This window comes from Nocardiopsis sp. NPDC055824, assembly GCF_053616335.1.
Genome location: NZ_JBSHDN010000202.1, coordinates 1 through 11,541, shown reverse-complemented (window position 1 = coordinate 11,541; position 11,541 = coordinate 1). Strand labels below are relative to the sequence as shown.

Genomic DNA, 11,541 nt, shown 5'->3' with positions numbered 1-11,541 from the left:
GCCCCTCCTCTCCGGAGGCGGGGCCGCCCCCGTTCCCCTCCCACGGCCGCGCGGCCGCGAGGAGGCCGCGCGGTTCGCGGCCGAGGGCGTGCGGACCTTCCTGCACGGCCACGCGCCCGCGGAGGGGTAGGGGCCCGCCGCAGCGGCGCCCCGGCACGCCCGCTCACCCGCGAAGGGCCACGCCCCATAGGATGCGACGCATGGGCGAGGCTGCGGAAACGGTGTCGGAGGAGCCCGGCCCCGGCCGGACCCTGGTGCTGTCGGTCGGCCTGACACTGCTGTTCAACGCGGTGATCCTGCCCGAGTGGCTCCGCGCCCTCGACGGCGCCGGCTCCCCCGCCCTGCGCACGCTCGCCGCCGTCCTCGCGGCGGCCTACGTCGCCGGGTGCGCCGCGGCCGTCCCCCTGGCCCCGCGCCTGGGGAGCGGCGCACGCCACCTGGCCTGCGCCGCCCTGCTCCTGCTGGGCTGCGCGCTGTTCGCGGTCCTCGGGCTGCCGCACTCGTGGGTCCTCGTCTTCGGGCTCGCCGTCACCGCCGCGATCCTGCCCCTGCGCCCCACGCTGTGGGCCACCGTCCTCGCCGTGGTCGGTGTGACCGCCGTGGCGCTGGCCACCGGCCGGGTGGGCGAGCAGTTCGGCAACCTCGTCATCATCACCACCGTCACCGTCGCCACGGCCCTGGCCGTGCGGCTGGTGGAGGCCAACGCCGAGCTCCGCCGCGCCCGTGACCAGGCCGCGCAGCTCGCCGTCCTCCGGGAGCGCGAACGCTTCGCCCGCGACCTGCACGACCTGCTCGGCCACAGCCTCACGACCATCGTGCTCAAGGCCGGCGTGGGCCGCCGGATTCTCGAATCCACGGGTGACGCCGACCGGGCGGCGGCGGAGCTGCGGGACCTGGAGGACCTGGGCCGGCGGTCGCTGGCCGAGGTGCGCGCCGCCGTCTCCGGGTCGCGCCGGGTCACCCTGTCGGCCGAGCTCCTGCGCGCCGAGTCGGTGCTGCGCGCGGCCGACGTCGCCCTCGAACTGTCGCCGGGCGCGAACCCCGCGGGTCCCGGCCCCGCCGGGACCGCGGGGACGGCCGTCCTCCGCCGCGACGGGACCGGCGCCTCGGGCGGCACCGACGAGGTCGACGAGGTCCTGGGGTTCGTGCTGCGGGAGGCGGTCACCAACGTGGTCCGCCACTCCGGTGCGTCCCGGGTGCGCGTCGCCCTGGGGTCGGGCTGGATCGAGGTCGGCGACGACGGCCGCGCCCGGCCCGGCGGGGTCGTGCCGGGCGGCGGCCTGCTCGGACTGGAGGACCGCGTCACCGGGGCGGGCGGCGCCCTGACCGTGGAGCCGCGGCCCGGGGGCGGGCTCCTCGTCCGGGCCGAGTTCCCGGCGGGCCCGGACGGCGCCGGGGAGGAGGTCCCCCGGTCGGACGGCGCGCCCGGTGCGCGGTCCGGGGACGCGGGCGCGACCGGCGTCCCCCCGGACGGGACGGCACAGGACACGGCGCGCGGCGCCGACGGCGGCGGGGAGCGGGGATGAGCGGGACGATCAGGGTGCTGGTCGCGGACGACCAGGCCCTCGTGCGCGGGGCCCTCGCCACCGTGCTGGACCTGGAGGCCGACATCGAGGTCGTGGCGCGGGCCGGGTCCGGCGCGACGGCGCTCGCCGAGGCGCGCCACGTCCGGCCCGACGTGGCCGTGCTGGACGTGCAGATGCCGGACGGGGACGGGATCGGCGTCTGCGCCGAGCTGGTGGCGGCCCTGCCCGGCTGCCGCGTGCTCATGTGCACGACGTTCGGCCGCCCCGGCTACCTGTCCCGGGCCCTGGCGGCGGGGGCGACCGGGTTCGTGGTCAAGGACGCCTCCCCCGAGGACCTGGTGGACGCGGTCCGCCGGGTCCACCGGGGGCTGCGCGTGGTGGACCCCGCCCTGGCGGTGGAGTCGCTCGCGCACGGCACCAGCCCGCTGACCCCCCGCGAGCGCGAGGTCCTGGCGGCCGTGGCGGGCGGGGGCGACGACGTGGCGGCGCTCGCCCGCTCCCTCGGGATGAGCCGGGGGACGCTGCGCAACCACCTGTCGTCGGCCATCGGCAAGACGGGGACCCGGACGCGCGCGGAGGCGGCCCGGGTCGCCGAGCGCAACGGCTGGCTCTGAGCCCTCAGGTGTCCCTGCGCCGGTTCGCGCCGTGGGCGAGCAGGAGGAGCGCGACAGTCCACACCGCCAGGACCAGCAGCGCGGACCACGGGCTCGCGTGGCCCGGTCCCGCGATCCCCGCGAGCACGTGGACGGCCTCCCCCGGCAGGAACGGCACGACCGCCGGCCCTCCCGGCAGCCAGCCCGCGACGGTGGGCGCGACCAGCAGGGCCGCCACCCCCGCCACGCCGCCCGCGGTGGACCGGGCGAGGTCGGCGAGGGCCACCGCGACCGACGCGTAGAACGGGCCCATCAGCGAGGCGCCGAGCACGACCCGCCACACCGCCGGGTCGGTCGCGTCCCAGGCCGGGAGCCCGGAGAGCCACAGGACCAGCAGGCTGACCAGGGCCGCGCCGACCGCCGCCACGAGCGACACCGCCCAGGAGGCGGTTGCCGCGACCAGGGCCCTGGCGGCGAGCACGCGCCCCCGGGAGGGCGTGGCCGTGAACGTCGTCCGGATCATCCCCGTCGCGTACTCGCCCCCCGTGGCCGAGGCGGCGAGCACCGCCAGCACCAGGGCGGCGGCGTCGACGCCGAGCAGTCCCGCGGTCAGCACGTCGAAGACGGGCTGCTCGGCCAGCGGGACGCCGGTCGTGGCGCCGAAGGTCAGGCAGAACAGGGCGGCGACCAGGAGCGCGAGCGCGACGGCTCCCGCCGCCGTCCGGCGGTTGCGGGGCAGGCCCGCCAACTTGGTCCACTCCGCCGCCACGGTGTCCCGGGCGGTGGGTCGACGGTGGTCCACGGCGGTCATCGGACCATTCCCCTTCCTTGCGGCTTCCGGGTGTTCGCGTCTGCGGCGCCGGGCTCCCCGGTCCGGCCCTCGTGTCGGCCCCGGCCCCGGGTGAGGGCCATGAACGCGTCCTCCAGCCGGGCCCGGACCGGCACCAGCTCGTGCACGGGGATCCCGTGCCGGGCGGCCAGGTCGCCCACCCGGGCGGCGTCGGCCCCGGTCACGGCGATCCGGCCGCCCCGTCCGCCGTCCACCGTCGCGCCCTCGCGGCGCAGCAGGGCGGCCAGTTCGTCCGCGCGCGGCGAGACGGCCTCGACCCGTGTTCCCGCACCGGTGGCGACCAGCTCGGCGAGGCCGACGTCCGCGACGAGCCTGCCGCCGCCGATGACCAGCACGTGGTCGGCGGTGGCCTCCATCTCGTTCATCAGGTGGCTGGACAGGAGGACGGTGCGCCCCTCCTCGGCGAACCCCTTCAGCAGGCGGCGCGTCCAGACGATGCCCTCGGGGTCCAGTCCGTTGAGGGGCTCGTCCAGCAGGAGCACGCCCGGGTCCCCGAGCAGCGCGGCGGCGATGCCGAGCCGCTGGCGCATCCCGAGCGAGTAGTGGCGGATCCGGCGTCCGCCGACCTCCTCCAGGCCGACGAGGCCGAGCACGTCGTCCACCCGCGCGCGGCCGATGCCGCCCGCGCGGGCCAGCCAGAGCAGGTGGTTCGCCCCCGTGCGCCCGGGGTCGACGGCGGCGGGGTCGAGCAGGGCCCCGACCTCCCGCGCGGGCGCGGCGAGACGCCGGTACGCGGTCCCCCCGATCCGGGCGTCCCCCGAGGTGGGGGTGTCCAGGCCCAGGAGCATCCGCAGGGTCGTGCTCTTTCCGGCCCCGTTGGGGCCGAGGAAGCCCGTCACCCGGCCGGGGGCCACGGTGAAGGTCAGGCCGTCCACCGCCAGGTTCTCCCCGTACCTCTTGGTCAGTCCGCGAACGCTGATCATCGCTCTCCTCCGGTGTCTGCCTCCAGGCTGTCCCGGATCGGAGGGGAGGGCGTAGGCCGTCCGTCAGGAGGTGACCGTGACAGGTGTCAGGGGCGCCGCGGCGCCCCGGGCGGGGCTGCGCTCCCCCGGGCCCGGCTCCCCCTGGGCCGGGGGTAGCATTCTGACCCCCGCCCACCCCTTCGCCGGTCCCATCGGAGTCCCGTGTCGCCCCACCACCCGCCGTTCCCTCCCCTCCTCCCGGGCGACCCCCGGACGGTCGGGGGCTACCGCACCGTCGGCCGCCTGGGCAGCGGGGGCATGGGCGCGGTCTACGCCGCCGCCGACCCCTCCGGCCGGCTGGTCGCCGTCAAACTGGTCCACGCCGACCTGGCCGCCGACCGCGACTTCCGGGCCCGGTTCCACCGGGAGGCCTCACTGGTCCGACGGGTGCTCAGCCCCTGCGTGCCGCGGTTCGTGGCGAGCGACACCCGGGCCGCGCAGCCGTGGCTCGCCACCGAGTACGTTCCGGGCCCGACCCTGCGGCGGCACGTGGACGAACACGGGCCGCTGTCCGGCGCCCCGCTGCACGCCTTCGCCACCGGTGTCGCGGAGGCGCTGCGGGCCGTCCACGCCGCCGGGATCGTCCACCGCGACCTCAAGCCCGGCAACGTCGTCCTCTCCGGGGACGGGCCCAAGGTGCTGGACTTCGGCATCGCCCGCGCCCTGGACGAGACCGCGATCACGCGCACCGGCGGCCTGTTCGGCACTCCGGGGTGGGTCGCCCCGGAACTGCTGCGCGGAGCGCCGCCCGGCCCGGCCGCCGACGTGTTCGCGTGGGGCGGCCTGGTGGCCTTCGCCGCCACCGGCCGGGCCCCGTTCGGGGCGGGGTCCGCCGAGTCCGCCGCCCTGCGCGTCCTGGAGGGCGAGCCCGACCTCGACGGCGTGCCGGAGAACCTGCTCGGACTCGTGCGGGGCGCGCTCGCCCGCGACCCCGGCCGACGCCTCACCGTCCCCGCGCTCCTGGCGGGCCTCCTCGGGCCGCGCCTCGACGCCGGCGCCGGCCACGAGGAGACGACCGCCCTGGTCACCGTGGTGATCGCGGACGGATGGGAGGCGCCGCCGGCCACGGCCGTGCCGGCCCCTCCCCCGACCCGCCCCTCCGCGCCCCCCGCCCGGAGAGCGGGCCGTCCGCCCGGACGTCCCGGTCGCGGGGGCCGCCCGTGGACGGCGGTCGGCGCCGCGCTCGCCGCGCTCGTGCTGGTCGTCGGGGGCTCCTGGTACGCGGGGGACCGCTTCGGCCGGGCGGGCCAGGCCGCGGAGGGCGACGACGGGGGCGACGGCGCCCCGGCCTCCCCCTCCGGGGAGCTGGCGGTGACCGTCCCCGGCGACAACGTGATGATGGTCCTCGCGGACCCCTCCGGGGGCATGGGGGCCGCCGACGGGTTCGCCGGGTGGACGTACGAGCCGCCCGAGGGGTTCGCCCGCGAGGACCACGCCATCGCGACCATGAACATCTACGTCACCTACCTCGACACCGCCGCCATGGAGGAGTCGGACGGCCTCACCGTCAGCGGGGACATCACCTACCTGCCCGAGAGCGGCGGCTACACGCTCCGCTCCGACGACATCACCCTCTACGAGGTCGGCCCCGGCCTGGAGTCCGTGCCCGAGGACCCCGACGACGGCAGGGAGGGCTACCGCGTGGAGGGCCGGACGCTCGCGGAGCTGACGCCGTCCGACCCCACCGCCGAGTTCTCGTTCGACGTGCCCGACGCGCCCAGCTCCGTCCTGGTCGCCTACCGCCCCGACCCCGGGGAGGCCCCGAGCGGGGAGTACGCGGCGGTGCGGAGCCAGGGCGCCTACATGTGCGGGACCGCCTGGACCCAGATCTCGACGAGCACCATGGACGGGTCGTTCGACGGCGACCCCTGCCCCACCTTCGACTCGGTGGCGGGGGAGGAGGGCCTGTGAGCTTCGCACCCGTCCGCCCCGGCGACCCTGCCGCCGTGGGCGCCTTCCGTGTCGTGGGCCGGATCGGCAGCGGGGGCATGGGCACCGTCTACGCGGGCACGGCCGGGCGGGGCGGTTACGTCGCCGTCAAGGTCATCCGGGCCGACCTGGCGGAGGACCCCGCCCTGAGGGACCGCTTCACGCGCGAGGTCCGCCTGCTCCGACGCGTGCGCAGCCGCGCCGTGCCCTCCTTCGTCGCGGCCGGTGCCGACGGCGGGAACCCGTGGCTGGCCACGGAGTTCGTGCCCGGCCGGACCCTGTCCGACCACGTGCGGAGCCACGGGCCGCTCACCGGCCCCCCGCTCGACGGGTTGGCGGTCGGGACCGCCGAGGCGCTGCGCGCCGTCCACGCCGCCGGGATCGTCCACCGCGACCTCAAGCCCGGCAACGTGATGCTCTCCCCCGAGGGGCCGAAGGTGCTGGACTTCGGCATCTCGCGGGCCCTGGACGAGACCGTGCTGACCAGGACCGGGGGGCTCTTCGGCACGCCCGGGTGGATCGCGCCCGAGCTGCTGCGCGGAGCGCCGCCCTCCCCCGCCGCCGACGTGTTCGCGTGGGGCGCGCTGGTCGCCCACGCCGCGTCCGGGCGTCCGCCGTTCGGGACGGGGCCGGCGGACGCGCTCGTGTACCGGGTGCTCAGGGAGGAGCCCGACCTGTCCGCGGTCCCGGCCCGGCTGCTCCCGCTCGTGGCAGCCGCCCTGGGCAAGGAGCCGGGGCGCAGGCCCACCGCGGCCCGGCTGGTGTCGTCCCTCACGGGGACCCCCGCCGACCTGCCCTCGGACGAGGTGGCGGCGTGCGTCGACAGGGCCCTGGACCGCTCCTGGCGTGAGATCCGGGCGGTCCTCCCCGCCGCGCCCCGGCCCCGGCGCTCCCGCGCGCTCCTCGCCGCGGGCGCCGCCCTGCTCCTCGTACTGGCCGTGGCGGCGGGTACGGTGGCGGCCCGCGTCCTCGCCCCCGGAGCCGGGCCGGGCGGAGCTGCGGACGGGCCCGCGCCGGACGCGGCCGGGGCCGACGCGGAGGCGCACGCCGGCTGGACGCGGTCGGACGTCCGGACGGACGGTCACAACGTCGAGTGGTGGGCCGAGTCCCGGACCGGCGCCGACCTGGTGGTGAACCCCGCCGAGGCGGCCCCCGAAGACCGGCCGTCCTTCGCGGCCTCGCCCGACTCGTTCGAGAGCACGTTCAGCATGTCCGTGGACTCGGTCGACGCGACCCCCGGCGGCGTCCGGTTCGCGTTCACCGTCGACCTCATGGAGGTCGCGCTCGGCGACGACGTCCCGTCGATGCTCGCCGTCACCGCCGGGGAGGAGCCACTGGCGCCGTCCGGGGTGGAGGCCGACGGGGAGATCGGGGCGGGCAGCGCGTTCGCGGTCACCTTCGACGGGGCGCCCGACGAGGGCCTGCTCGTCCTCGCGAGCCCGGGCTACGTCCCGAACGTGTCCGGGGTCCCGCCGACCGGGCTCTGCTACGACGCGTCCGAGCGGACCCTGTCCTCCGACCTTTCCTCGTGCGACGGGGGGACCGCCACCGGGTAGGGCGTGACGGCACCGGTGTCCTCGCCGACGGGAAGGACGCGCAGCTCCTCAGCGGTCACCCGGTTGGCCCGTCGTCCTCGAAGTAGAGCTCCAACGCCTCGGCGAGAGCGGCCAGCGCCTCCTCCTCGGTCTCGCCCTGCGAGGCCGCCCCGACGCCCACCGCGTGCGCCACGTACCCTCCGGCCCGCGGGTCGTGGCGAAGGATCCGGTCGCCCGGATCCGTGCCCGCCACAAGGTGTCCGGCGTCGGGAAGGCGCGCCCGACCCCGGCCCGTCACCGGCCGACCCGCTGGGCGGCCTCGCCGATCATCTGCGCGGCTTCCTTCGCCGCGTCCCGGGCCGCGTCGGCATCGGAGGCCCCGCCCACAATCCCCTCCAGCTCGCGGAGGCGGTCGGCACGCCGACGACAGCTCCGGAGTTCGACGAACACCGCCCATCGGAAAAGACAGGTGTGCAAGGGAACGGCGCTGCCGGTCCGCAGCGCTTCGTGCGACGCCCGGTGGAACTCGGCGTCGAAGCGAACGGACTCCGCCGGGTCGATCCCGGAAAGCGCGTCCCTGAGCGCCTTTTCGGTCAGGGGAGGCGTCGGGAACAGCGGTTGGTCGTGGCCGACAGTTCCACGAGCGGTCTCCGAACCCATCCCATTCCCCGATCCCGGACGCGAGCAGGGCCCCGGGGCAGCGGTCCGCCGCCGGTTCACGGCAAGTCGCCCCACGGGGGCTCGCACACACCTGCGCGGCCCGTCCCCGTGCGCCGGAGGCCGAACTCTCCCCAGGCTAGCGTGGCCGTCTCACGGAGAGGCGGCAACCGGGGAACGGAGCCGTCCGCCGTGGCCCCCGAGGCGCCACCCCGGGCCCACCGCCGAGAAGGGCCGTCTGCTGTGCTTCGGGGAGGACCGGGCGACCGTGCCCGGCGCCCTCCACGGATCGGAAGGAATCCTCTGATGCTGCACGCCCGTACCGCCCCGCACGAGAAGCGCCGCGTCCTGCGCGAGGCCCTGTCCTCGGGACGCCTGATGCGCGTTCCCGGCGCGGTCAACCCGCTCACCGCGGTGCTGATCCAGGAACTCGGCTTCGACGGCGCGTACGTGTCGGGCGCGGTCGTGGCCGCCGACCTGGCCCTGCCCGACATCGGTCTGACCACGCTGTCCGAGGTCGCGACGCGGGGCGGACAGATCGCCCGGGTGACCGACCTGCCCACGCTCATCGACGCGGACACGGGCTTCGGGGAGCCCATGAACGCGGCCCGCACCGTCCAGGCCCTGGAGGACGCGGGCCTCGCCGGGTGCCACCTGGAGGACCAGGTGAACCCCAAGCGCTGCGGCCACCTGGACGGCAAGGCGGTCGTCGGCGCCGACGAGATGGTCCGGCGGATCCGGGCGGCGGTGGGCGCCCGGCGCGACGACGGGTTCGTGATCTGCGCGCGCACCGACGCCGCCGCGGTCGAGGGCCTGGACGCCGCGATCGAGCGCGCGCGGGCCTACGTGGACGCGGGCGCCGACATGGTCTTCCCTGAGGCGATGCGCGGACCCGCCGACTTCGAGGCGTTCCGCGCGGCGGTGGACGTGCCGCTGCTCGCCAACATGACCGAGTTCGGCAAGAGCGAGCTGCTGACCGCCGGACAGCTGGAGTCCCTCGGGATGAACATGGTGATCTACCCGGTCACCACGCTCCGCCTGGCCATGGGCGCGGTCGAGGACGGGCTGCGGACCCTGCGCGACGAGGGCACCCAGGCGGGCCTGGTCGACCGGATGCAGACCCGCAAGCGCCTCTACGAACTGCTCGACTACCCCGCCTACAACGCCTTCGACGGCGGCGTCTTCGACTTCACGGTCTGAACGGTCGCGGTGGGACGGTGGTCGGCACGGCGATCGGCGGGGCCCTGCCGGGCGGTCCCGCCCGGGGAGTCCGTCGCGCGGACGGCGGGCTCCCCGGGACGCCGGAACGGCTAGTGGCCGCCCGGGCCGGGCTGGTTCGGCTGCCCCGGATATCCGGGCTGCCCGAGGTGGCCGGGGTATCCGCCCTGGCCGGGGTGGCCCGGCTGCGGGTAGCCGCCCTGGACCGGCGGGTGGCCGGCGGGGGCGTTCGGGTCGGTGGCCCGGAACCACTCCTTCGAGGACGGGCTCTCGATCAGGCACAGCACGGAGATCGCCAGGCCCAGCCCGAGTGCGGGGTTGGAGCCGGTCAGGATGCTGAGGACCGCGTTGGCCAGCGCGAGGCCGATCACGACGCGCAGGAGGTTGCGGGCCCGGGGGCCGCCCTTGCCCATGTCCGCGATGACGTAGACCTCGAAGGCGGTGATGAGGAGGCCGATGACCAGGACCGCCACGAGGGCCGCCACGGGCATGCCCGCCTCGGCCTCGACCTCGGCGGCGGGCAGCGTCATGAGGACGAGGAGGCCGAGGAAGGCCGCCCCGTAGAGGAGGACGGCGATGACCGCCCGGATGATCAGGATGACCCTGACCGCCTTGAGGGCGGTCGGCATGGGAGGTCTGGGAGCAGGGGGATACACGGGGAGGTTCCTTGTCGTCGGGATCACGGACGTTCCGCGGGCGTTGCCGGGGATACGACTCCGGGGCGCACCCGACGGTTCCCTCCCGAGGGTACGGCCCCTCCCCGGAAGCGGTCGGCCGCGCCCGCGACGCGCCGCCACAGGGGGTCCGAGCATTCCGCCCCCACCATGAAGAGTGACCTGCATCACATATACTGCCTCCCGCCTCGGAAAACTCCCCCGCACCAGAAGCACGCACCGTTACCCCTGTTGACTCAAGCGTGACTAAATGATCACTTAGTTTCCAGTCTCTGACCCGCTACCAAGGAGACCTCATGATCGACCGCAGGCTTTTCCTCGGGGGCGCCACCCTGGCCGTGGGGGTCCCCCTCCTCGGCGGCTGCGCCCCGGCCCCGACCCAGGCGTCGCTCAGGTCGGACTCCTCCGCCCTGGCCAACCCGGGAGCGCTCCCGGTCAGCATCGTCAACAACACCGGCCGGTTCGCCGACGGAGAGGTGCTCGTCTACGTCGTGGGCACCGACCTGACCACGAACCAGCACGTGTGGGTCGACGCCTCCGGAACGCCCCACCCCGTCAGCGAGGGCGACAACACCGACAACGGGTACACCGACTACTCGATCCCGCTCGACGCCCTCGCCGGCATGACGCTCCCCTACATGTCGGGGCGCATCTACCTCGCGCTCGGCGGCAAGCTCGGCATCCGCATCGTCATCGGGGGAGACGGAACGCCCGCGCTCCAGCTCCCCGCCGGCTGGGTGGAGAGCGACCACGGCTTCGACGTGCTGCACGACTCGGTCGAGTTCACCCACAACGACGCCGGGATGTTCTGCAACACCAGCATGGTCGACCAGTTCAGCGTGCCCATCGGCATCCGGCTGACGGGCGACGCCGACCAGACCACCGGCACGTTCGAGCCGGGCGGGCGGGCCGCCGTGTTCGAGACGCTCTCGGCGGACCCGGTCTTCTCGTCGCTGGTCTACGACGACCTGCGGGTGATCGCCCCCGGGCACGCCCTCGACCAGGGGCTGTTCCCCTCGGACTACTTCGACCCCTACATCGACCAGGTCTGGTCGCACTACGCGTCCACCGACCTGACGGTCACCACGAACGCCGGGACCTTCACCGGCCGTGTGCAGGGCGAGCAGCTGGTCTTCGACGGGGGCGTCGCGCCGATCTCCCGGCCCTCGACCAGGGACGTCCTCTTCTGCGACGGCAACCTGGCCGCCCCCAACGACGGGATCACCGGGCCCGTCGCCGCCATCCTGGGCGCGGCGTTCAACAGGGCGACCCTGCTGACCGCCGCGCAGCAGCCGACCGACGACCCGGCCGGCTTCTACCAGTCGGAGATCGCCAACCACTACGCCGCCGTCTTCCACGCGAACACCGTGGACGGCAAGGCCTACGGGTTCGCCTTCGACGACGTGGAGGACTTCGCGTCCTACATCCAGGACCACGGGCCCTCCGCGTTCGAGATCACCCTCACGGCGTTCTGACGCCGAGGCTCGCACCGCCCCGTGCACGCGGGCGGCTCCCGGGCCGGGATCGGATCCGGGAAGCCGCCCCGCGGCGGCCCCGTGCCCGGCCCGGGGGCGAGCCCTTCCGACGCCCGGCCCAC

10 protein-coding genes are annotated in these 11,541 nt (G+C 75.9%); 6 read left to right on the top strand and 4 right to left on the bottom strand.

Annotation, left to right across the window (positions count from 1 at the left end):
* Positions 1 to 200: 200 nt before the first annotated feature.
* On the top strand, positions 201 to 1,526 hold the full coding sequence (locus ACWGL3_RS27085) for a sensor histidine kinase (RefSeq protein ID WP_452461941.1): 1,326 nt from the start codon (positions 201 to 203) through the stop codon (positions 1,524 to 1,526).
* Entirely contained in the window at positions 1,523 to 2,140 is a 618-nt protein-coding gene (locus ACWGL3_RS27080) for a response regulator (protein ID WP_452461940.1), read from the top strand. Before ACWGL3_RS27085 ends, ACWGL3_RS27080 begins: the two co-directional genes overlap by 4 nt.
* A gap of 4 nt (positions 2,141 to 2,144) precedes the next feature.
* On the opposite strand, the gene ACWGL3_RS27075 is transcribed toward ACWGL3_RS27080, so the two are convergent.
* Positions 2,145 to 2,930, bottom strand: a complete 786-nt coding sequence (locus tag ACWGL3_RS27075) for an ABC transporter (protein ID WP_452461939.1) — start codon at positions 2,928 to 2,930, stop codon at positions 2,145 to 2,147.
* The gene (locus ACWGL3_RS27070; RefSeq protein ID WP_267946931.1) at positions 2,927 to 3,892 is read right to left on the bottom strand and encodes an ABC transporter ATP-binding protein; all 966 of its coding nucleotides are present in this window, start codon (positions 3,890 to 3,892) and stop codon (positions 2,927 to 2,929) included. Before ACWGL3_RS27070 ends, ACWGL3_RS27075 begins: the two co-directional genes overlap by 4 nt.
* Before the next feature lie 201 nt (positions 3,893 to 4,093).
* Here ACWGL3_RS27070 and ACWGL3_RS27065 point away from each other — a divergent pair, with 201 nt between their 5' ends.
* Complete coding sequence (locus ACWGL3_RS27065) at positions 4,094 to 5,842, top strand: serine/threonine-protein kinase (RefSeq protein WP_267946932.1); 1,749 nt, start codon at positions 4,094 to 4,096, stop codon at positions 5,840 to 5,842.
* Positions 5,839 to 7,416 carry a serine/threonine-protein kinase gene (locus ACWGL3_RS27060; RefSeq protein ID WP_452461938.1) on the top strand — a complete coding sequence of 526 codons (1,578 nt, stop codon included), beginning with the start codon at positions 5,839 to 5,841 and terminating at the stop codon, positions 7,414 to 7,416. The genes ACWGL3_RS27065 and ACWGL3_RS27060 overlap by 4 nt, the downstream gene beginning before the upstream one ends.
* Positions 7,417 to 7,689: 273 nt before the next feature.
* On the opposite strand, the gene ACWGL3_RS27055 is transcribed toward ACWGL3_RS27060, so the two are convergent.
* Entirely contained in the window at positions 7,690 to 8,055 is a 366-nt protein-coding gene (locus ACWGL3_RS27055; protein ID WP_267946934.1) for a hypothetical protein, read from the bottom strand.
* A 303-nt stretch (positions 8,056 to 8,358) separates the two neighbouring features.
* On the opposite strand from ACWGL3_RS27055, the gene prpB reads away from it, so the two are divergent.
* Positions 8,359 to 9,252 (top strand): methylisocitrate lyase, encoded by an 894-nt coding sequence (gene prpB, locus ACWGL3_RS27050; protein WP_267946935.1) that lies wholly within the window; start codon positions 8,359 to 8,361, stop codon positions 9,250 to 9,252.
* 110 nt (positions 9,253 to 9,362) lie between these two features.
* Here prpB and ACWGL3_RS27045 read toward each other — a convergent pair whose 3' ends face one another.
* Complete coding sequence (locus ACWGL3_RS27045; protein ID WP_452461937.1) at positions 9,363 to 9,899, bottom strand: hypothetical protein; 537 nt, start codon at positions 9,897 to 9,899, stop codon at positions 9,363 to 9,365.
* A gap of 341 nt (positions 9,900 to 10,240) precedes the next feature.
* Between ACWGL3_RS27045 and ACWGL3_RS27040 the strand changes: the two genes are divergently transcribed.
* Positions 10,241 to 11,419, top strand: a complete 1,179-nt coding sequence (locus ACWGL3_RS27040) for a beta-1,3-glucanase family protein (RefSeq protein ID WP_267946937.1) — start codon at positions 10,241 to 10,243, stop codon at positions 11,417 to 11,419.
* Positions 11,420 to 11,541: the final 122 nt, after the last annotated feature.